The organism is Maricaulis maris, assembly GCF_049116555.1.
GTDB lineage: Bacteria > Pseudomonadota > Alphaproteobacteria > Caulobacterales > Maricaulaceae > Maricaulis > Maricaulis maris_C.
Map to the genome: position 1 here is coordinate 60962 of NZ_JAGDYT010000025.1, position 22097 is coordinate 83058.

Sequence of the window (22097 nt, forward strand, 5' to 3'; positions counted from 1 at the left end):
ACTCATCTCATGGATGCATGCCTTGCGGCCCGCGAAAGCCGGAAGCGCTGCCAAGCCATGCCCGCAAGAACAAGGGCGCAAAAGGCCAGGAAGGGGCTGTCGCCCCAGAAGGAATAAGGCGTTCGACCAAGACGGCCCGGCAGGGCGACATCGCGAACCCCTTCCGCACTTGGGTCAAGCGTCACACGGGCACGACCAAGCGAATCGACCACACCGGAAACCCCCAACGCCGCGGAACGGACCATGGGAAGCCCGGTCTCGATGCTGCGATAACTCGCCTGGTTGAAATGCTGGCGCGGTCCGGACGTTGGCCCGAACCAGGCATCATTGGAGAGATTATATATCCAAGCCGCTCGGGTTTCCGCCGAACCGACGAAATCCGGGAAGATGGCCTCGTAGCAGACCAGCGGCAGCATGCTGGGAGCGCCGGGGATATCCAGCACATCGGCGCCCGGCCCCGGCGTGAATTCATATCGGGCCAGCTCCTGCAATGCGGGGATTCCCGTCATCGCCAGAGCACCGGACAGGGGGGTGAATTCGCCGAACGGCGTCAGGCGCACCTTGTCATAGAGCGCCGCAATACGCGGCGTGCCGGAGGGGAAACGCAGCGCGGCCAGCGTGTTGTAATAGCGCACACTGTTGCCATCAGCGGCCCGTCGGTTCACTCCCGCCAACAGGACCTGGCCCTCGTCCAGGCTCTCACCAATCCGGGCCAGTGTTGCACCGTCCTCAAGCATGAAGCTTGGCAACGCGCCTTCCGGCCAGACGACATGCGTCACCGCTTCGATACCTTCGCGGCCCGTCAGGCTGAGATAGCGATCGCGGGTCAGTTCAGCACCGCCCGGCGCCCATTTCTGGGTCTGCGGTATACCGGCCTGAACCAGGCGAATAGTGACACCCGGCACATCTTCCGGCGCGCTCGCGGCAAGCCGGATCGCGCCCGTCGCCAGCACAATCGTGGAGATGGCCAGGGCCGCAAAAGCCGGCAGACAACGCCCCAGTTCCAGCCGCGGCGTGACTGCAACTAGGGGAGCTGTCAGAACAAAAAGCGTAAGCAGGCTGAGCCCGTAAACGCCAAACCAGGACGCCGTCTGGCTGACCAGTCCGCCCGCCGGCCAGACATAGGCAGGCAAGTTCCAAGGAAGCCCGCCCAGGACATGGCCGCGCAGCCATTCGGCGAAGGCCAGCGCGGCGGCGAAAACCAGGACACGCCAAACGGATCGTGGCGCGAGCGCACAGTAGATCACCGCCCCGAGCCCCCAGAAAACCGCCATCAGGGCAGCCAGGGCCGGCAAGGCGAAGGGCGCCGCGTATTGCAATCCCTCCCCGCGAGTGAGGAAGGCGTAGACGACCCATGCCATGCCCGCGAGGAAGTAGCCGAAGGCGAATACAAAGCCGCGAAGGAAGGCGCTGCGAAGCGGCTTGTCGGCCCGACGCGCCCCATCCAGGGCTGCGAACATGACCCACAGGCCCAACATCAAGGCTGGTACAATGTGCAAGGGCGCCAAAGACAGCGCGCTGAAAAGCCCGGCCAAGAAAATCACCAGCCGAGGGCGCCAGCCGAAATGTGCGGCCAGCCAGATCCGCGGTTGCCAGACCAGAAGGTGCAGGCGCTGCATCAGCCCGCGTCCGTGCTGTCCGACCCGGTCGCAACCGACTTGTCGGGACGCTTTTGCGGCGCCCTGACCCGCATGCGCTTGATGCGTCGCGTGTCGGCGTCAATCACTTCAAACTCATAACCGGTAGGGTGACGGATAACCTCACCACGTTCCGGAACACGTCCGATCAGCGTGAAGACCAGACCGCCCAGACTGTCGACATCCTCGTCTTCGTCCTCGGCCGCGATCTCTTCACCGACGACCGCCTCGAAGGCGTCAATCTCGGCCCGTGCCTCGACATCCCAGACACCGGGTCCGCGCGCCCGGATGGCCGGCGTTTCCTCGTCATCATGCTCGTCTTCGATATCACCGACGATCGGCTCGATCAGGTCTTCCAGGGTCACGAGACCGTCCGTGCCGCCATACTCATCGACCACGAGAGCGAGGTGCATGCGCCGACCCTGCATGCGTCGGAGCAGATCGAGCGCCTTCATTGAAGGCGGTGCGAACAGGAGGGGGCGTCCGATTGAGGGCAGGACCTGTTGCTGCGACCAGCCCGCCGGGCGCTTCCCGGATGTTCCTGGCGCGAGATGGCTGACCACATCCTTGATGTGCACCACCCCGACAGGGTCATCCAGCGTGTCTCGATAGATGGGCAGGCGGGAATGTGCGGCATGGGCGAAGATCTTGGCCAGCTCGCCCAGCGGCGTCGCCACATCGACGCCAATGATGTCGGCTCGCGGCACCATCACATCTGCAACCCGCAACTTGTCGAGCGCATCAGCCTCGATCGAATTGGGCACAGCGCCGGTCGGAGCCGCGGCCACGGCCTCCCCAAGGCGATGCCCGGCAGAGAAAAGTCGTGAGAACCAGGGTCGACTGTCGGGGTCTGAAGGCGCTGAAGTATCGGTCATTTAGCTGCCGGGGCCGGGCCCGGGTCCTCATTCTCATAGGGGTCGGTCACACCCAGATGGGCCAGGGCGCGCCGTTCGATCGCTTCCATCACGACAGCTTCGTCATCTGCCTGGTGATCATAACCTTGAAGGTGCAGGAATCCATGGATGACGAGATGGCTCACATGATCACCAAGCGCGATGTCGCGCGCCTGTGCCTCACGCGCCACTACGCCATGCGCGAGTGCGATATCACCAAGATGATTGTCGGCGTGCTCGCCGGACGGGAAGGACAGGACATTGGTCGGGGCAGTCTTGCCGCGAAACTGCGCATTCATGGCCGCGATGGCGTCGTCGTCGGCCAGAAGGACCGCGACCACGCCGGGCTCACGCCCCGGCAATTCCCGGCAGACTGCAGTGATCGCCTCCTCGACGAGGCGCGTCTTGCCTTCCAGCGATGACCAGGCGTCATCTTCGACAATCAGATCAACGGCGTTCATTGTGATTGCGCGCTACCGGTCTTGTGGCGCACATCTTCCTCATAGGCTTGGACAATTCGCGCCACAAGATCATGGCGAACCACATCAACGCGCGAAAAGCGCGTGATGGCAACACCTTTGGTGCTGGAAAGAATATCGAGCGCATGGGAAAGACCGGACGGATCACGCGGTCCCAGATCACACTGGCTGGGATCGCCGGTCACTGCCATGCGTGACCCTTCACCCAGTCGGGTCAAAACCATCTGCATCTGCGCCCGCGAAGTATTCTGCGCCTCGTCGACGACGACAAAGGCCCGGTTCAGAGTGCGTCCACGCATGAAAGCAATCGGCGCGACTTCGATCCGGCCATCTTCCCGCATCTTCTCGAGTTGGCTGCGGCCGAGCGTGTCAGCAAGCGCGTCCCAGACCGGCAGGAGATAAGGGTCGACCTTCTCATTGAGGTCACCGGGCAGGAAGCCGAGCTTCTCGCCAGCCTCGACCGCCGGGCGGGTGATGATCAATTTCTCGACCTTGCGCTGGACCAGCATGGAGGCTCCATAGGCAACCGCCAGCAGCGTCTTGCCGGTTCCAGCCGGGCCAACTCCAAAGATCAGGTCATAGGCTTTTTCATTCTTCAGCGACCGCACATAGGCGCGCTGTCCTTCGGTGCGGGCGATCAGACTGGAGCCACGCGGCACCCGGATGACTCCGTCATCCACACTTCCGACGGACTCGTCGTCATCAGGCATGCGCAAGGCCGCACGCACAGCCGCCTCGTCGCAGGTCAAGCCGTGTTCGAGGCTGGCATATAGGCGTTTGAGAACGCGCTTGGCCTCGTCACGGGCGGCATTGTCCTCAGCCGTGATCACGACCTGGCCCCGGCCCGGTGCGCTCATCGAGACGCCGAGATCCTGTTCCATGATCATGAAGAAGCGATCGCCCGCGCCGGCCATGCCGCGCAAACGTTCCACATCTTCAAAATACAGACTCTCCGACGCCGCCTTGCGCGGCTTGGCAGCTCGCTTGCGGGCGGGTGGGCGCGATGCGGTCACGCGGCACTCCGTTTCGGTCCGATCAGGCGACCGGAGAGCGCATTGCGGGATGCACCCTCGATCTCGACCTCGGCGATCTGGCCGATCAGCTCGGCCGGGGCGTTGGCATGCACGGATTGCAGATAGGGGCTGCGACCGTGCAGCTGGCCGTCCAGCCGGCCCGGCTTTTCAAACAGGACTGGGAGCGTCTTGCCGATCATCGACGTGTTGAAGGCGATCTGCTGTTCGTCGAGCAGGGCCTGGAGCGCGGCGAGCCGCTCACCCTTCACCGCCTCATCGACCTGATTGAACATGGCCGCACCCGGCGTCCCCGGGCGTTTGGAATACTTGAACGAGAAACAGGACGCGTAATTGACCTCGCGCACGAGTTCCATCGTTGCCTCGAAGTCGGCATCAGTCTCGCCCGGGAAGCCGACAATCATGTCACCGGAAATGGCGATATCCGGGCGAACCTCGCGCAGACGGGCAATCGTCTTCAGATAGTCCGCGGCCTCGTGCTGTCGGTTCATCGCCTTGAGGACCTTGTCCGACCCGGACTGCACTGGCAGGTGGAAATAGGGCATCAGCTTGGGCGTGTCGGCAAAGGCCTGGATCAGGTCTTCATCCATGTCGCGTGGATGCGAGGTGGTAAAGCGAATGCGCTCGATACCGCCGATCAGGGCGATGTGACGAACCAGCTGACCCAGGCCCCAGGGCCCGTCCCCTTCGCGTCCGCTGGGCGCGGCGCCGTGAAAGGCATTGACGTTCTGGCCCAGCAAAGTGACTTCGCGAATACCCTTGGCGGCCAGAGCGCGCACTTCTCCGACGATCTGGTCGACCGGCCGCGACCATTCCGCGCCTCGGGTATAGGGCACAACACAGAAGGTGCAGAACTTGTCGCAACCTTCCTGAACCGTGACGAAAGCCGAATAGCCCTCGACATGGCGGTCATTGCCGAGCCGGTCGAACTTGTCCTCGACCTCGAATTCAGTGTCGAGCGCCTCACCCTTGGCGCGGTGGGCCTGGGCAATCAGCTCGGGTAATTTGTGATAGGTTTGCGGCCCGACGACGAGGTCGACGACCGGCGCGCGTTTCATGATTTCCGCGCCCTCGGCCTGGGCCACACAGCCCGCCACCGCGATCGTCATCCCGCCGGACGCAGCCTTCTCTTCCTTCAGCGGACGCAGACGCCCGAGCTCGGAATAGACTTTCTCGGCGGCCTTCTCGCGAATGTGGCAGGTGTTGAGAATGACGAGATCCGCACCCTCGGGGGTGTCGGACGACTCATAGCCAAGCGGCGTCAGAACGTCCTTCATCCGGTCGGAATCATAGACATTCATCTGACAGCCATAGGTCTTGATGAAGAGGCGTTTGCGCGTCGTACTCATGAATTTCTTCGACCTGTCCTGCAGATCGCTACCTCTTTGCTATCCGGCCCGCCGCTTTCGGCAGGTCCGGGGAGGCGCGGGTTATGATGGATATGGGGTCTGAACGCAAGGCCTGCCAGTCGATCCGGTCCGGAGCGTGACTATTCTGCCGGGTCCGTCACCTGCTTTGGCGGCACCGTCGATTTTGCCGAGAGCCCGGGGTCATTGCGCCGGGCGTAAAGGCCGATAACCAGAGCGATGAGGGTCAGCGCTGATGCGACCAGGAAGGGCGCACCGGGGAAGGTGACCGCAGCGTCCTCCTCGGAGAAATGGGAAAAGATGCGCGACATCACCAGCGGCCCAATGATCATCGACAGGCTTTGCAGCGACGTCATTGCGCCCTGCAACTCACCCTGGGCGTTCGACGGGACGATCCGTGACATCACGCCCTGGAGCGCCGGCTGACCGATCCCGCCAAGAGCCGCGAACACAATGATCGCATAGACCATCCAGCCCGAATTCGCGAGGCCATAGAGGGCGTAAGCGACGACGGCCAGAACCAGCGAGATTGTGATCGCTCGCCATTCTCCGAGCTTGGGAACCAGAATGCGTGTCAGACCACCTTGAACAATCGCCGACGACAAACCGACCGCCATGAGCGACAGACCAATCTCCCCCGGGCCCCAGCCAAACTTGAAATCGGTGTAATAGGACCAGATCGCCGGATAGACCGAATGCCCCAGCAGCATCAGGAAAATGGCGAACATCAGCACCAACACCGCCGGGTATTTGCGCATCTGCATCAACGAGCCAAGCGGATTGGCGCGCCGAATATCAAACTTCCGGCGGTTTTCCGGCTTCAACGTCTCAGGCAGGACAATCAGGCCGTAGACGAAATTCGCTCCGGCGAGGACAGCCGCAGCGAAGAAAGGCGCCCGCGGACCGAAATTGTCACCCAGAAACCCGCCTATGGCCGGCCCCAGGGTAAAGCCCACTCCGAAGGCGGCACCGATCAGACCGAAGCGGGCTGCACGCTGCTCCGGCGGCGTAATGTCAGCGATGTACGCATTCGCGGTGGAATAACTCGCGCCGAAAACCCCGGCCAGCAGCCGACCGACCAGCAGGAGCCAGAAGACCGGTGCGAACCCCATGATGATGTAGTCGATGGTGAATCCGGCAAGGGCGGCCAGCAGGACAGGCTTGCGACCGAACCGGTCGGACAGCCCGCCGACGATCGGCGCGAACACGAATTGCATGGCTGCGTAGGACACCATCAACCACGCGCCCAGGATGGCGGCATCATCCGCCTGCAATCCGGTCAATTCTTCAATCAGGTCCGGCATTACCGGGATGATCAGGCCGAAGCCGATCATGTCGATCAAGACCGTGATGAAGATAAAGATGACCGCGTGTTGGCCGGTCGGTCGGACGGACATGGCGTTCCCTTGATGTCGGGCCGGTAGGGCCGGACCCCGCGCCTAGTCCTCGGCGCTCTTGAGCGGTACGCCGTAGAGTTCGAGCCGGTGATCGACAAGCTTGTAGCCCAGCTTGCGTGCGATTGCTTCCTGCAGCCGCTCGATCTCTTCATTGACGAATTCGATGACCTCACCGGACTTTAGATCAATGAGATGGTCATGATGCTCGTCGCCGACTTCCTCATAGCGCGACCTTCCGTCGCGGAAATCATGGCGCTCGATGATCCCGGCCTCTTCGAACAGGCGAACCGTGCGGTAAACCGTCGCCAACGAAATTCGCGGGTCTTCGTCCGAGGCTCGGCGATGCAATTCCTCGGCATCGGGATGGTCATCGGACTGCGACAGCACCCGGGCGATGACCCGGCGCTGGTCCGTCATTCGCAGTCCTTTGGCAATGCAAAGCTTCTCGATCCGATCCGGCATGCGAAATCCCCTTAGTGTTGAACGAGAAATAGGCGCTCAGAGGGCAGTCTGTCCATCTTTACGCAGCCATTTTTCGAGCACCAGCGCATCGCTGCCATCGCGATAGTAGGCCCGTCGCCGGGCCAGCTCGCCATAACCCGCCCGCGAATAGAGAGACAGGGCGCCTGGATTTGCGGTTGAAACCTCCAGGAAGACTCGCCCAACACCCTGAGATAAAAGTGCCTTCTCCCCTTCTGTCAGGATGGTGGCAGCATGGCCGGATCGGCGATAATCGGGATGCGTGGCAAGCGTGAGGAGTTCCGCCTCATCGACGGCCTGGCGGAATAGCGCCAGAGCCACAAAGCGTCCGGCTTCACGGCAAACCCAGGCAGAACTGCCAGGCAAGGTAAGCAGTGAGGCAAACTCCGCTTCCGACCAGGCCTGCGGGAAGCATTGCACGTGCAGGTCAGCCAGTTCGGCGGCACTGGACGCCCAGACGGCTTCCGGCACGACCTTCATGCCGGGGCGACCCCGCCGGGAAGCTTCGCGTCCGGCGGTCGGGCATAGAAAGGAGCTGGCGGATTCTCCGAAGCCGACAGCTCACCCGTCATCGCCAGGAGTGCGGCAGGATCCAGAGTCTCGATCCCGAGGTCATCAAACCCCGCCCCGGCGTGACGGGCACCGGAGCCCGTGACGAGACAGTCGATACCGCCGAGATCACGGAGGCGTGCCTCCAGGGCCTTCAGCGCACTGCGTTCGGGTCCTGTCGTCCGGCCATCCCGCCAGACCTGCAGGATGACTTCATCGCGCTTGGCGTCATGCAACACGGCCAGGGCCGGGCGGGTACCGGCCTGGCGGGCAAGGACTGCAAGGTTGGAAAGGCCAATGCATCGAGCCTGGCAGGCCAGCGCCAGACCGCGCGCGAAAGCCACACCGACCCGGGTGCCGGCAAAGCTTCCAGGGCCCACCGTCACACCGATCCGGGTGAGCGCGTTCGGGTCGATCTCCGCCAGCTTGAAAAGTGCCTCAACCATGGGCGCCAGCCGCTCGGCATGACCTCGCCCGATCGGTTCACTCAGCACGTGCTCCGTCCCGTCAGGCATCCGGAGCGCCACGGTGCAATTCACCCCTGTCGTATCAATGGCCAACCAGCTCATGACGCCCGTTATACGGCTATTCGCGGCACGCGCGACGGCCTATTCCACGGCCTCGACTGCCTGGATCTCCGGAATGTAGTGCTTGAGCAGATTTTCGATGCCGGACTTCAGCGTCATCGTGGATGATGGGCAGCCGGCGCAGGCACCACGCATCTTCAACCGCACAACACCACTATCGGAGAGGTAGGAGTGGAAGAGAATGTCGCCGCCATCCTGGGCCACAGCAGGGCGGACCCGGGTGTCGATGAGCTCAATGATTTCCTTCACCAAACCCTCGTCATCGCCGGAGTAGTTGGCGTGTCCGCTCTCGTTGACCGCCGCGCCAACAATCGGTCGACCCGACTGAAGCCCGTCCATGATCGCGCCGAGCAGGAAGGGTTTGATATGGTCCCACTCATAAGCGTCGGTTTTCGTGACTGCGATGAAATCCTCGCCAAAGAAAACTCCCGACACCCCGTCAATCAGGAAAAGATCGGCCGCCAGCGGCGCCTCGGCCGCGTCCTCTTCATTCTCGAATTCTCGCGGTCCATCCGGCGCAATCTCTCGGCCTGGCAGGAATTTCAGCGTATTCGGATTGGGTGTGGCTTCGGTCTGGATAAACATGGCAGGGCCTCCTGCGGATGACTTGGCGCTCTTTCGCCACCCATTCAACCACACACGATGTGGGGATATCAGACGAGGGCGTCTATTTCGACCTGGTCCATATCGCCCGGTACAACCGTGACAGGGACCGCTCGCCCCGTGAACAGGCCCTTCCCTCGGGACAAGGCCGTCACCAGAGGCCCCGGCCCTTCGCCATTGGCCGAGGCCGCCAGAACCAACAGGGAAATCAGAGAGTCTTCCTCGAGGAGTTCCGACAGGACTGTTCGCCGATCACCTTCGCGCAGGAGGAGTTCCGGACGCTCGCCCGTGACCGCTTCGGCATCCTCGGCCATGGATTCCAGCAGGGCTTCGGCCGCACCTTCGGCTTCGCGCTTCGCGGTCTCCGCGACACCGATCCAGTGACTGAAATCACCGGGCTCATGCGTTGCAAGAATGGCGACGTGCGCCCCCGTGGCCTGGGCGCGCCGGGCGGCGAAATAGAGCGCGGTCCGGCACTCGGAGCTGTCGTCTGCAACGACGAGGAATTTTCGCGAGCTTGGCGGCATGGTGTGAGTTTGGCGTGTGCGGAAGGACACGTCCAGACATTCATGCTAACCGGGCCCGGAAAGGAATTCCGATGCCTCGCACCACCCTTATCGACCGCCGCAATGCCGGCACGCCCCAACGCGCCTATTCTCTCGATGGCAAGTTCCTGCATTGGCAGGAGGAGGATGGCGAAACCGATGGCAACCTGCCGCTGGATCGCGTTCGACAGGTTCGGCTCGCGGTCGAGATGGCCGGCCGGGAGAGCCAGGTCGTCTGTCGCATGAGCACAGAAGACGGTACCGAGATCGCCTTCGGTTCGATGCGCTGGGCCGGGGTCGGTCTGTGGGAAGCCAATGCGCGCGATTTTCGTGATTTTCTGGCTGAGCTGCACCGGGACCTCGCCGAACAAGCCGGGCCTGTCCGATACATTGAGGGGGCATCGATGGCCTTTCTTGTCATCATGGCCGGGCTCGGCGGCGTGCTCGCCCTGGTGGGAGCCGGCTTCTTCGCCAAGCTCTTTTTGGTCGACGAGAATGCGATCGGTCTTGTCTTGATCCCCGCGATCGCGCTGGGGCTCTGGCTGATGCGACTTTTCTGGCCGCGCGCCGCCAAGGATTATGATCCGGCTCGCTATATCGAGGCTCCGGCAGGAGAGTCCGCTGCCCAGGCAGACGAGTCCGGCGCGAATGTGGCAGAAAAAGAGGGTTCGGTAACCACTCGTTAACCATCTCACCTGCGCGTCGGACCGTCGGCCAAATTGCCTAGTTCTCGTTCCCCGTCACGGGAGCAAACGCCTGGGCGGCGAAAATCACGGACACTGCGCCTGCGCGCTCAAACATGAGCGTGCCGGCGACCTGGTCGCCCTCCGTTACCGGCGCGAGACCATGCACCATCAGGTGCAAGCCGGCAGGCGCAAATACAAGCGGACCCGTATCGTCCAGGTCCTGCGGGCCAACCGGGCGCATACGCATCATGCCCTGATCATCCATTGTATGACCGTGCATCTCGACCCGACTGGCGCCATCGATCTCGGCAGACACAAGGCGGTCTGTATGGCCGTCAGTCAGAACCGCCTGGAAATAAGCGGCCGTCACATCCCGACCCTGCGGATGCGGGCGAATCCAGGCCGACCGGATTTCCACCACCGGCGTGACGCCATCATCTGGCAGCTGGCTCAACTGGGCGTCGTCCGCCGCGTGCATGGTCCCGCCTGCATGATGACCGGCTTCCGGTTGAACCGGATCCGAGCCACCGCCACAGGCGGCCACGACAAGCCCGATGGCGGGCAGAAGCACTTGTATTTTCATGGTCTCGTCCTCGTGAAGGCGGGGCGCCATTCGAGCCACCCCGCGCGTATTGCCATCCCGACGGGAACGCCCAGCCCATCACCAACTGCGGCCCGTTGAGACCTGATGACGTGGACAAGACAACTCGAGGCAGGACACTGACGGAGAAAGTCGTCAGCGCATCCGACCGAGTTCGCGCCGGGCCAAGTCGACAGGATTGCCCCACCGCAGAAGGCCGGGATCACTGTCAGGCAGTCTGGTGGTCGACACGGGGGGGTGCACGGGCATCCGGCCGCAGGCGAGCTTGCGGCAGAGCGCACGGCAAGCCAGTCCTTCGGACGCGCAAGAGAGCATGCCGGTCCGGCGGATCGAAATCTGTGAGCGCCGCAGCCGGCAGGGCAAGAACGGGACAGGCAAGGCAGTCATCACAAACCAGAGCCGGTACGGCGGCATCATCCTCCGCCGATTGACCCGACAGCTTGGCCAGGATGGCAAGATTGACGGCATCTTGCCCGCTCAGTTCACCGCGAATTTGCGGCGCGCAAAGCAGCCGGTATCCATCGCCGCTGGCACGCGTCATTGCCTCCGCCGCAAAGGGGAAGAGCGCGCTCCAGACGAGCACCAGGCCCAGAAGACCGGTTCGCAGGCGTTGCCAGGTCATGATGGGAAGCTAGCCGGTCTGCTCACGCGTGAGGAGTGCGGCAAATCCGCTAGCCCCAGAATCCAATGATCTTCTTGGTCTCTTCGACAACCGGCTGCGCAACCGCCCGGGCGCGCTCGGCCCCTTTGGTCAGGATGCGGTCTATTTCGGCCTTGTCGGAAATCAGACGGCGATACTCGTCCGAGATCGGTGCCAGATACTGCACGGCCACATCGGCCAGCGCGGGCTTGAAGGCACCAAAGCCCTGGCCGCCGAACTCGGCGAGGACATCCGCCTTGGACTGGCCGGCCAGTGCGGCATAGATGCCAACGAGGTTGGACGCTTCGGCGCGCCCCTCAAGCTCTTCGACGGTTGCCGGCAGTGGCTCCGGGTCGGTTTTGGCCTTCTTGATCTTGCGGGCGATCATGTCGGCATCATCTTCCAGATTGATGCGCGAATTGTCGGAGACGTCCGACTTGGACATTTTCGACGTGCCGTCACGCAAGCTCATAATGCGCGCGCCGGGCCCCTGGATGAGCGGATCGGTTTGCGGGAAAACCGCTTCACCCTTGCCGAAATCGCGATTGAAGCGGGCTGCGATATCACGACACAGCTCAAGATGCTGTTTCTGGTCCTCACCAACCGGAACTTCCGTCGCCTTGTAGACGAGGATATCCGCGGCCTGGAGAACCGGATAGGTGAACAGGCCAACCGAGGCCCGCTCCTTGTCTTTGCCAGCCTTGTCCTTGAATTGGGTCATGCGCTCGAGCCAGCCGAGGCGCGCAACACAATTGAGAATCCAGGCCATTTCGGCATGGGCGGGCACCGCAGACTGGGCGAAAATCGCGCTCTTCTCCGGATCCACGCCCGCAGCGATATAGGCCGCTGCGGCCGAGCGCACCGCGTCCGGCAATGTGGCGGGGTCGTGCGGCATGGTGATCGCATGCATGTCGACCACGCAGTAGAAGCACTCGCGCGTTCCGTCCTTTTGCAGTTCCACCCAATTCTTGAGAGCACCCAGATAATTGCCGAGATGCAGCCGGCCGGTCGGCTGCATGCCGGACAGGACGCGGTGCGGACCTTTGTAGTCGGTGGGCGTGTCACTCATGGGAGGGCCTTGCGGAAAAGACGAACAGGGACAAGCGTCTTAGCGAGCGCGGGGCCGGGCCTCAAGAGCGCTTGAGCGCGGCACGCACCTCGGAGGGGCGCAGGGCACCGGTTACCAGCGCCGCAAGGCCATAAACAACCAAGCCGGCGCCACAGACTACGAGCAAGGTGAGTAGCGTGGAATCAAACAGATAGGGCCTGACCAGGTCCGCATAATGGTCTGCCGCGTACAGGAAGACAGCCATGATGGCGCAAGCGCCGAGAATACGCGGCAGTTTGCCGAGCAGGCGGGCATCTGGTTCCAGCAGGCCGCGCCGATGCAAGGTAACCGCAAGAAGGATAGTGTTGACCCACCCAGCCAGGGCCGTCGCGATCGCCAGTCCCGCAAAGCCAAGCGGCCCAAAGAAAAGGGCGAGGCCAACGACCAGGTTCACGACAACGCCAACACCCGCGAACTTCATCGGTGTCAACGTGTCCTCACGAGCAAAAAAGCCGGGTGACAGGACCTTGATCAGCACAAAGGCGGGAAGGCCAATGGCAAAGGGTACCAAGGCTTGCCCCACCATGATCGCATCGTGCGGCGTGAACTCATCACGTTGATATATGCCGCTTGCGATGAAGACGGGGATGACAGCCAGCGCTGTTGCCGCGGGCAGCGTCAGTGCCATCGCAATCTCCAGCGCGCGGTTCATCGCGTTCGAGGCTGCCTCAACCGCTCCGGCTCGTACCCGACCGCTGAGTGTCGGCAGAAGAACCACGCCCATGGCGATACCCACCACACCCAGCGGCAATTGATAGAGCCGGTCGGCATAATACAGCCAGGACCGGGCACTCAATTCGGTTGTCGCTATGGAGGAGGTCACCAGAATGTTGATCTGTGTCACGCCAGCGGCTACCGCCCCGGGAACCCCCAGCACGATCAGGCGTCGCACGCCGGGCGAAAGACGGGGCAAGGTCAAGGTGAGCCGCAAACCGGTCGCGCGGCAGGCGGCAAACAGCCAAACCAGCTGGGCGATCCCGGACAGGCTGATCCCGATCGAGAGATGCAGGGCAAGGTCTTCACCCTCAGCCGGCGATAGATAGAGAATGCCGATCAGGGTCAGGTTCAAAAGCACTGGCGCCGCTGCCGCAACCGCAAAGCGGCCATGCGAGTTGAGCACGCCGCTGAGCATGGCGCTCAAGGACATCATCAACAGATAGGGCATGGTGATCTGGGTCAGGAGAACCGCCAAACCGAGCTTGTCGGGCTCACCGACGAAACCCGGCCCCAGCGCATACATCAGCCAGGGCATCAGCAATTGCGCGGCCACGACCAGTACGAACATTGCGGTCAGAAGGACGGACATGACCTGGCGGGCAAACAGGATGGCTTCGTCCTGCTGGCCGCTCTCGAGCTTGCCCGCATAAAGAGGGACAAAGGCCGAATTGAACGCGCCCTCCGCAAATATTCGCCTGAAAAGATTGGGAAACTGGAAAGCTGTCAGGAATATGTCAGTTACCGCTCCAGCACCCAGGGCGGCGGCCAACAGCATTTCCCGAACGAGGCCCAGCACGCGGCTCGCCATGGTCAGCACGCCGACAACGGCAGTAGAACGCAGCAAGCGCATGGCTACCTCAACACGCTGGCCCGCGCCCGGGCGATACCCCGTTGCGCGGCCGTCTTGTCAAAAGCGGTCTCGCTTTCGGAGAATACGGCGAGCAGGCCGCTGCGAATGCGCTCGACTATCGCCTCATCCTCCAGCTTGGCGCCGCGATGGGTAACGTAGAACACGTCCGTCGCGCGTTCGCCATAGCCATCAATCTGAGCAGATGCGAGGGCCAGATGTTCGTCGGCGAGGATATCGGCCAGATCCGCCAACAAACCCGGTCGGTCCCGCCCGGAGGCCTCGATCACGGTCGCCTGCTCGGCAAGTTCATTGGAAATGGTTACGCTTGGTGTCACCCGAAAAGCCGCGTCGCGCCGCTTGAGCGGAGCGGCATCGCGGCGCCGGACCGTGATTTCACCGGTCGCGACTTCACGCAAATATTCAACCAAGGCCTGACGCTGCAGGGCGTCGAGCCGGCCATAGGGTTGCCCGGCGGCATCCTGGATGTAGAAAATGTCGAACACCTGCTCGGAGGCCGTGGTGTTGATTGTTGCCCCGACAACATCAGCCCCGACCTCGGCAAAGGCGGCGACGATATCGGCGAAGACTCGCTCGCGGTCCGGCGACCAGATCATCACCTCGGTTGCCGCCCGCCGCCGATCCACGCGCACTGCTGCGGACGTCTGGCGTCCGGCGTCGCGGGCATGACGCACAAAGGCGGCATGGCGAAAACGGTCCTCTTCCGAGAAGGCCGTCCAATAGGCGTCATTGAGCTCGGAAGCCCACCACGCGGCAAACGCCGGATTGACCCGTTCCAGACGCGGTCGGATCCGGTTGCGCGCCAGCTCGGCCTTGTCGGCAAGCGTTTCGCGCGCCAGCTGGAGATTATCGCCCTCACTGGACAGGACTTGTTCGGTTGCCGCGTAGAGCTCGCGGATCAATTGTCCCTTCCAGCCATTCCACACACCCGGCCCGACGGAGCGGATATCCACCACGGTCAGGACGGACAGAAGGCGCAGGCGTTCAACAGTTCCAATAGCCGCAGCGAAATCGGCCACGGTTTGCGGATCAGACAGATCGCGGCGCTGGGCGGTATCACTCATCAGGAGATGGTTGGCGATCAGCCAGGAAACGAGCTCGGTCTCGGCCTCGCCCAGCCCCATGCGTTCGCAAGCCGTCATGGCCCGGGCGGCGCCCTCGATGCACTGATCGCCTGCTCCCTTGCCGGTATCGTGCAGCAGCACAGCCAGGTGCAGCGCGCGCCGGTTCTGGATCAACGGCGCCAGACGGGTCACGAGCGGGTGGTCAAGCGGGTGGAGGCCGTCCTCGATCTCACGCAACAGTCCCAGCGCCTGCAGGGTATGCTCATCAACCGTGTAGCGATGATACATGTTGAACTGGGTGCGCGCGACAATATCGCCAAATTCCGGCACATAGCGCCCGAGCACACCGGCCTCGGTCATCATGCGCAGAACCGCCATCGGGGCCGCGCTGTCCAGCAAGACCGCAAAGAAGGCTCGTGCGGCCCGCGGCGCCCGGCGAAAATCATCATCGATCAGGTGCAAGGTGCGGCCGATCCTCGCGACCGCTTCGGGATGCAAGTCCAGACGCCGCGACGCAGCCACATGGAAAAAGCGCATCAAGCGGATCGGGTCTTCGCGGATCTGGGTGGCATGGGCAAAATCAAGCCGCCCCTCGCGCACGATGAACTCTCCCACATCGGCCTCTTCAGCCGCATCCATGCCAGGCGGGAGAAAGCGGGCGAGGCCCTTCGGCTTGGACTTCCAGGCGTCGGCTTCCAGCTTGGCGCAGACGAGGCGCGTCAACGCGCCGACATCCATTGCTGTGCGGAAATAGCGCCGCATGAAGCGCTCGACCCCGTTCTCGGTCTCGCCATCCTCAAACCCCATGCGAGCCGCGATCTCCGGCTGGACATCAAAGGTCAACCGCTCATCCTTGCCACCGGCAATTTCGTGCAAGTGGAAACGCACGGTCCAGAGGAAATCATCAGCGAGAATATATTTCGACACATCCTCGACAGAAAGCAGACGCGTACCGACCCAGCGCTCGAAGGCGTCTGCGCCATAAAGGAATTGCGCCAGCCAACGCATGAGCTGGAGGTCCCGAAGCCCCCCCTTGCCCGATTTAAGATTGGGCTCGACGGTGTAGCGTGAACGCCCCGCCTTCTCGATCCGGGCATCACGTTCCTTGAGCTTGGCCTCGACGAAACCGGGTAAATCGCCGGCCACGACTTCATCGCGGAAGCGCTGGGCCAAGTTTGCGGTCACTGCCTCATCTCCCGCAAGGTGGCGCAGGGAAAGCAGGGCCGTGCGCTCCGAGGCGTCCTCGCGGGTCAGCTCGATTGTCTCATCCATGGTGCGGCAGGCCCCGCCGCCAACATCGATCTTGAGGTCCCAGAGCGCGTAGAGGAATTGCTGCAGGAAGACATTCGTTTCTTCGGTTGCCCCGTCCGGCTTTATCAACATCAGGTCGATATCAGACGACGGTGCCAGTTCACCCGCACCAAATCCGCCCTGGGCGCACAGGGCGACCCCGGCCGAGCCTGTCTCGTCCGCCGCCGCCATGGAATCGAACAGGGCGTGGAGGCAGGCGCTCATACCGTCACACAGAAGATGGGCCGCAACCGCACCGCCCCCCGCGCCGGACAGACTCGCAAAAGCCTGTTTGCGGAAGCGGTCGATCGAAGCCCGCACATGCGACAGGGCCGCCGCCCGCGCAGCCGGCGAGTCCCAACCTTGTTGAGACAGGGCTGAAGCCAGTTGGGCCCGCAATTGCAGACCATCCAGCGAAGCGGGAAGAACGGGCATCGTCATGATGGAGCCAATCTAGTTCAACGCCCGGGCCAGCGTCACGTCTTCTTCGTAAGGGTTTTGAGCGCATAAAGCACATCGAGTGCCTCGCGAGGTGACAGGGCGTCCGGATCGATCTGTTCGAGACGGGTTTCAACCTCAGACACATAAGGCTCCACTTCCGCCTCGGCTGTCGCGAAGAGGGGCAGATCGTGCAGCGCTGCAGCCGGTGTCCCATCTGCTTCGAGGCGCTCGAGGATCGCCTTGGCACGCTTGACTGCGACCCGCGGCAGACCGGCACGGCGAGCCACTTCAATCCCGTAGGAGCGATCCGCGGCGCCGGCACCGACCTCATGCAGAAAAACCAGCTCTCCCTTCCACTCGCGCGCTTTCAGGGACACATTACCGGCAGCGTCGAGGTCGTCTGCGAGGCGTGTCAGTTCGTGATAATGCGTGGCGAAAAGCGCCCGACATCCATTCACAGCGTGCAGGTGTTCTGCCGCGGCCCAAGCAATTGACAGACCATCAAAAGTCGCAGTCCCGCGCCCGATCTCGTCGAGGATGACAAAGCTGCGCGGCGTGGCCTGGTTGAGAATAGCGGCAGTCTCGATCATCTCGGCCATGAAGGTTGATCGGCCCCTTGCCAGATCATCCGCGGCTCCGACCCGGGAATAAAGCCTGTCAGCGATCCCGATGCGGGCCGCGCGCGCCGGGACATAGCAGCCCGACTGGGCCAGCATCAGGATGAGGGCATTCTGGCGCAGAAAGGTCGATTTACCCGCCATGTTTGGCCCGGTTACAAAAGTCAGGCGCGCGGCGTCCGTCCCGGTGCCGTCGAGATGACAGTCATTCGGTGTGAACCGGCCGTCGCCAGCCTTGGCCAACGCCCGCTCGACAACCGGATGCCGCCCGCCTTCGACGCGGAACGCGCTGTCATCCGACACGATCGGGCGGCAGGCCTCGCTTTCCTCGGCCCATTCGGCCAGACCCGCCGAAACGTCAAAATCGGCCAGAGCCTGTGCCGCGCCGCGGATCTGATCAGCGACGACTTCCACGCGCTCGCGCAGCCCGGAAAAGGCGTCCAGCTCCATGGCCTGGGCACGATCGCCGGCGGATGCGATCTTCGCTTCCAGTTCAGCCAACTCAGTTGTTGAAAAGCGCACCGCATTGGCCATGGTCTGACGGTGAATGAAGCGCTCATCCCCCATCAGGGCGTCACCATGCTTGGCCGTGACCTCGACGAAATACCCCAACACATTGTTATGCTTGACCTTCAGCGCGCTGACACCGACGGCCTCGGCATAGGTCTGCTGCAGCCCGGCCACGACGCGCCGGGAGGCATCGCGCAGCTGTCGCAATTCATCCAGTTCTGCCTGCCATCCCTCGGCGATGAACCCACCATCGCGAGCAAGAAGCGGCGGTTCATCGACAATCGCCAGCTCGAGATCAGCGACCAGCCGGGCCAGCTCGGGCTTGTCATTGAGGACCAGCGCGGTCCGCCCGTCAGCGACCAGGGCGGGCGGCGTGTCCAGCGTCTTGTCCAGCAGGCGTGAGGCAATGATCTCGCCTTCCTGCAACGCCGCCGCCAGGGCTTTGAGGTCACGCGGTCCGCCGCGCCCGAGGAGCAGGCGTGACAGGGCGCGCTCTGCATCACCTGCCTGGCGCAGGCGTTCGCGCAAGTCGCGACGCTCGGCCCGACCGCGTTCGAACCAGGCAATGGCATCCAGCCGCGCTTCGATCACCGCGACATCCGTCACCGGGCGGGCGAGGCGTTCGGCCAGGCGACGAGCGCCGGGCGCAGTTACCGTACGATCGATCGCGTCCAGCAACGACCCCTGACGCGCCCCTGACAAGGTACGGTCGATCTCAAGGCTGGCACGGGTCGCGGGATCAATGGCGAGGCTTGCCCCGGCTTGTATCTGATGCGGCGGGGCGAGCTTGGCCGGCGCTCCCGCCTGGGATAGCGCAAGATAGTCAAGCAAAGCGCCAAGCGCCGCGCACTCCGCCTTGGAGAAACTTCCGAACGCCGTCAATTCCTGGACCCCGAACTGGTCCTTCAGCTGACGCTCGGCTGAAGCCGGATCGAATTTCGCCTTGGACAAAGGGGTCAGCACCGCCCTCGGCGCGAGACCGGCGGCTTCGGCAAAGGCACGCTCCTCGACAAGAAGCTCGGCCGGGCTCAAGGCGGCGATCTCGGCGGCCATATTGTCCGGCGCCACCGGCGAGACCCTGAAATCACCGGTCGAAACATCGGCCCAGGCGAGCGCCGCCTCGCCCGTCGGCAAATGCGACAAGGCCGCAAGGCGATTGGACGACCGCGGGTCAAGCAAGGTGTCTTCGGTCAACGTGCCTGGCGTGACGATCCGGGTGATCGCACGCTTCACCACTGCCTTTGAGCCGCCGCGCGCCTTCGCGGCCTTGGGGTCCTCCATCTGCTCGCCAACCGCGACCTTGAAGCCGGCCTTGATCAGGCGCGCCAGATAGGCTTCCGCCGTGGCCGCCGGCACCCCGCACATCGCGATCGGTTCACCTTGGTGTTCGCCGCGCTTGGTCAGGGCGATGTCCAGCGCAGCAGACGCACGCACGGCATCATCAAAGAATAGCTCGTAGAAATCGCCCATGCGGTAGAAAAGCAGGGCATCCGCCGGAGCCTGACGTCGCAACTCCAGGAATTGCTGCATCATCGGCGTCGCCCCTTCCGGGGTCGGGAAGGTGCGGTCGCGCGGGACAGGGAGGGTCGACATGGCATTCATCGGCGCAGACGGTGGCGAGGTTTCGCCTTGCGTGCAAGGGTGCGAAGCGGCTAGAGCGCTGTAAGACCCGGGACTTCAGAGTATACAAGGACAACGGTGATGAACGACAGAACCAGCCACGTCGACGACGAGGAAGCCCTCGCCTTCCACAAGGATCCCGTTCCCGGCAAGCTGGCCCTGTCCCCGACCAAGCCGATGGCCACGCAGCGCGATCTCTCGCTCGCCTACAGCCCGGGCGTCGCCGCTCCGGTCAAGGCAATCGCCGCAGAGCCTGACAAGGTTTACGACTACACTTCCAAGGGAAACATGGTCGCCGTGATCTCCAACGGCACCGCCATTCTCGGCCTCGGCAATCTTGGCGCCATGGCGTCCAAGCCGGTGATGGAGGGCAAGGCTGTCCTGTTCAAACGCTTCGCCGATATCGACGCCATCGATATCGAGGTCGAGGAAGAGGATGCCGGGCAATTCATCGAATGCGTCAAGCGCATCGGCAACACATTCGGTGGCATCAATCTGGAAGACATCAAGGCACCGGAAAGCTTCATCGTGGAACAGCGCTTGCGCGAATTGCTCGATGTGCCCGTCTTCCACGATGACCAGCATGGCACCGCCATTATCTCGGCCGCGGGCATCATCAATGCCTGCGAGCTGACTGATCGCCGCATTGAGGACCTTACCGTTGTCGTCAATGGCGCCGGAGCCGCCGGAATCGCGGTGCTCGAACTGCTCAAGGCAATGGGTGTCCATCCCGACAATGCCATCCTGTGTGACAGCAAGGGCATCATCCATACCGAACGCGACAATCTCAACCAGTGGAAGGCGGCCCACGCCATCCGGACTGACAAGCGTTCGCTTGCCGAAGCGGTTGACGGCGCGGATTGCTTCCTCGGCCTGTCCGTGGCCGGCGCGCTGACCCAGGACATGGTCAAGACCATGGCCAAGGACCCGATCATCTTCGCCATGGCCAACCCGGATCCGGAAATTTCGCCGGAAGATGCCCGGGCCGTACGCGAGGATGCCATCGTCGCCACCGGCCGGTCCGACTATCCCAACCAGGTCAATAACGTTCTCGGCTTCCCCTATATCTTCCGCGGTGCTCTGGATGTTCGTGCCAGAACGATCAATGAAGACATGAAAATCGCCGCGGCCCGGGCACTGGCCGCCCTGGCCAAGGAAGATGTGCCGGATGAGGTCGCCGCTGCCTACCATGGAGCCCGCCCGACCTTTGGCCGAAACTACATCATTCCCTCGCCGTTTGACCCACGTCTGATCTCCTATGTGCCGCCCTATGTCGCCCAGGCCGCGATGGATACCGGCGTCGCTCGCAAGCCAATCCCCGACATGGCCGCCTACCGCGCCTCCCTGGCCCGCCGCCTTGACCCGACAGCAGCACTCCTGCAGCGGATCCAGGGCGCTGTCATGGGCCATGGCCGTCGCATCGTCTTCGCCGAAGGCGAGGAACCGTCAGTGATCCGCGCCGCCTACGCATTCCAGAACCAGGAGCTCGGCAAGGCCGTTCTGGTCGGGCGAGAAGAAATCACGCGCGCGAATATGCGCCTCGTGGGCGTACCGGAAGACTCGATCGAGATCGTCAATGCGCGCCTCTCGGACCGCAATGCCGATTATTCCGACTTCCTGTACAAGCGCCTGCAACGCAAAGGCTATCTCAAGCGAGACGTGCAGCGCCTCGTCAATAATGACCGCAATGTTTTCTCTGCCTGCATGGTCAAGCTGGGCGATGCCGACGGCATGGTCACCGGCACAACACGCTCCTACGGGGCAGCGCTGGGCGATGTCTCACAGGTCCTCGATCCGGCGGAGGGTCAACGTGTCATGGGCATGTCTATCGCCCTGGCCAAGAACCGGACCCTCTTCATCGCCGATACCAATATCGCCGAATTCCCCGACGAGAACGCCTTGGCCGATATCGCCATGGAAACGGCGGCTGCAGCCAAGGGCTTCGGCTTCACCCCGCGCGTCGCCTTCCTGTCCTATTCGACCTTCGGCAACCCGTCCGGCGACCGCTCCGACAAGCTCCGTCGCGCGGTGCAGATCCTCGATGAGCGGGGAGTGGACTTCGAATACGAGGGCGAGATGAATGTCGATGTGGCACTCGACCCGTCACACCGCTTCCTCTACCCGTTCTCGCGCCTCAAGGGCCCGGCGAATGTGCTGGTCATGCCGGCCATCCACTCGGCCTCGATCGCGACCAAACTCTTGCGCATGGCCGGCGGCGCGACCGTGATCGGGCCGATGCTGGTCGGGGTCGAAAAGCCCGTGCAAATCGCGCGTCTGGGCGCGTCGGTCTCGGAAATCACCACACTCGCAGCCCTGGCCGCCTACGACCCGGACAAGCATGATGTGGAAAGCGGGCTGGCCGAATAA

At 63.0% G+C, this 22097-nt stretch carries 19 protein-coding genes; 2 read left to right on the forward strand and 17 right to left on the reverse strand.

All coding sequences use genetic code 11. The features are described from left to right. Positions 1-2: 2 nt before the first annotated feature. The 11 genes from lnt to JXQ94_RS14435 all read right to left on the reverse strand — a co-directional run bounded on the left by lnt (position 3) and on the right by JXQ94_RS14435 (position 9550). A complete protein-coding gene (gene lnt, locus JXQ94_RS14385) occupies positions 3-1619 on the reverse strand; it encodes an apolipoprotein N-acyltransferase (protein ID WP_421924472.1) in 1617 nt (538 codons plus the stop codon). Next, complete coding sequence (locus tag JXQ94_RS14390) at positions 1619-2512, reverse strand: transporter associated domain-containing protein (protein ID WP_421924473.1); 894 nt, start codon at positions 2510-2512, stop codon at positions 1619-1621. Before JXQ94_RS14390 ends, lnt begins: the two co-directional genes overlap by 1 nt. Beyond that, complete coding sequence (gene ybeY / locus JXQ94_RS14395) at positions 2509-2991, reverse strand: rRNA maturation RNase YbeY (protein ID WP_421924474.1); 483 nt, start codon at positions 2989-2991, stop codon at positions 2509-2511. Before ybeY ends, JXQ94_RS14390 begins: the two co-directional genes overlap by 4 nt. Beyond that, complete coding sequence (locus JXQ94_RS14400; RefSeq protein ID WP_421924475.1) at positions 2988-4022, reverse strand: PhoH family protein; 1035 nt, start codon at positions 4020-4022, stop codon at positions 2988-2990. The genes ybeY and JXQ94_RS14400 overlap by 4 nt, the downstream gene beginning before the upstream one ends. Continuing rightward, a complete protein-coding gene (miaB, locus tag JXQ94_RS14405; protein ID WP_421924476.1) occupies positions 4019-5389 on the reverse strand; it encodes a tRNA (N6-isopentenyl adenosine(37)-C2)-methylthiotransferase MiaB in 1371 nt (456 codons plus the stop codon). The genes JXQ94_RS14400 and miaB overlap by 4 nt, the downstream gene beginning before the upstream one ends. Positions 5390-5529: 140 nt before the next feature. Then, positions 5530-6804, reverse strand: coding sequence for a TCR/Tet family MFS transporter (locus JXQ94_RS14410; RefSeq protein ID WP_421924477.1), 1275 nt, complete (start codon positions 6802-6804; stop codon positions 5530-5532). Between the two features lie 42 nt (positions 6805-6846). Beyond that, positions 6847-7266, reverse strand: a complete 420-nt coding sequence (locus tag JXQ94_RS14415) for a Fur family transcriptional regulator (RefSeq protein ID WP_075190308.1) — start codon at positions 7264-7266, stop codon at positions 6847-6849. A 36-nt stretch (positions 7267-7302) separates the two neighbouring features. Next, positions 7303-7764: a GNAT family N-acetyltransferase gene (locus JXQ94_RS14420; protein WP_421924479.1), complete on the reverse strand. Its 462-nt coding sequence runs from the start codon at positions 7762-7764 to the stop codon at positions 7303-7305. Further along, positions 7761-8402, reverse strand: coding sequence for a tRNA (adenosine(37)-N6)-threonylcarbamoyltransferase complex dimerization subunit type 1 TsaB (tsaB, locus tag JXQ94_RS14425; protein ID WP_421924480.1), 642 nt, complete (start codon positions 8400-8402; stop codon positions 7761-7763). Before tsaB ends, JXQ94_RS14420 begins: the two co-directional genes overlap by 4 nt. 39 nt (positions 8403-8441) lie before the next feature. Next, positions 8442-9005 carry a NifU family protein gene (locus JXQ94_RS14430; RefSeq protein WP_421924481.1) on the reverse strand — a complete coding sequence of 188 codons (564 nt, stop codon included), beginning with the start codon at positions 9003-9005 and terminating at the stop codon, positions 8442-8444. A 68-nt stretch (positions 9006-9073) separates the two neighbouring features. Further along, positions 9074-9550, reverse strand: coding sequence for a universal stress protein (locus tag JXQ94_RS14435; protein ID WP_421924482.1), 477 nt, complete (start codon positions 9548-9550; stop codon positions 9074-9076). Positions 9551-9621: 71 nt separating this feature from the next. On the opposite strand from JXQ94_RS14435, the gene JXQ94_RS14440 reads away from it, so the two are divergent. Then, positions 9622-10254 (forward strand): hypothetical protein, encoded by a 633-nt coding sequence (locus JXQ94_RS14440; RefSeq protein ID WP_421924483.1) that lies wholly within the window; start codon positions 9622-9624, stop codon positions 10252-10254. A 37-nt stretch (positions 10255-10291) separates the two neighbouring features. On the opposite strand, the gene JXQ94_RS14445 is transcribed toward JXQ94_RS14440, so the two are convergent. From JXQ94_RS14445 to mutS, 6 genes are all read right to left on the reverse strand, one after another. After that, positions 10292-10837, reverse strand: a complete 546-nt coding sequence (locus JXQ94_RS14445) for a copper chaperone PCu(A)C (protein ID WP_421924484.1) — start codon at positions 10835-10837, stop codon at positions 10292-10294. Between the two features lie 226 nt (positions 10838-11063). Continuing rightward, positions 11064-11477, reverse strand: coding sequence for a hypothetical protein (locus JXQ94_RS14450; protein ID WP_421924485.1), 414 nt, complete (start codon positions 11475-11477; stop codon positions 11064-11066). 49 nt (positions 11478-11526) lie between these two features. Next, positions 11527-12564 carry a tryptophan--tRNA ligase gene (gene trpS, locus JXQ94_RS14455; protein ID WP_421924486.1) on the reverse strand — a complete coding sequence of 346 codons (1038 nt, stop codon included), beginning with the start codon at positions 12562-12564 and terminating at the stop codon, positions 11527-11529. 61 nt (positions 12565-12625) lie between these two features. Then, entirely contained in the window at positions 12626-14170 is a 1545-nt protein-coding gene (gene murJ, locus JXQ94_RS14460) for a murein biosynthesis integral membrane protein MurJ (protein WP_421924487.1), read from the reverse strand. Positions 14171-14172: 2 nt separating this feature from the next. Further along, a complete protein-coding gene (locus JXQ94_RS14465) occupies positions 14173-16983 on the reverse strand; it encodes a [protein-PII] uridylyltransferase (RefSeq protein ID WP_421924488.1) in 2811 nt (936 codons plus the stop codon). A 35-nt stretch (positions 16984-17018) separates the two neighbouring features. Beyond that, positions 17019-19712, reverse strand: coding sequence for a DNA mismatch repair protein MutS (gene mutS, locus JXQ94_RS14470; RefSeq protein ID WP_421924489.1), 2694 nt, complete (start codon positions 19710-19712; stop codon positions 17019-17021). 99 nt (positions 19713-19811) lie between these two features. Here mutS and JXQ94_RS14475 point away from each other — a divergent pair, with 99 nt between their 5' ends. Then, on the forward strand, positions 19812-22097 hold the full coding sequence (locus JXQ94_RS14475; RefSeq protein ID WP_421924490.1) for an NADP-dependent malic enzyme: 2286 nt from the start codon (positions 19812-19814) through the stop codon (positions 22095-22097).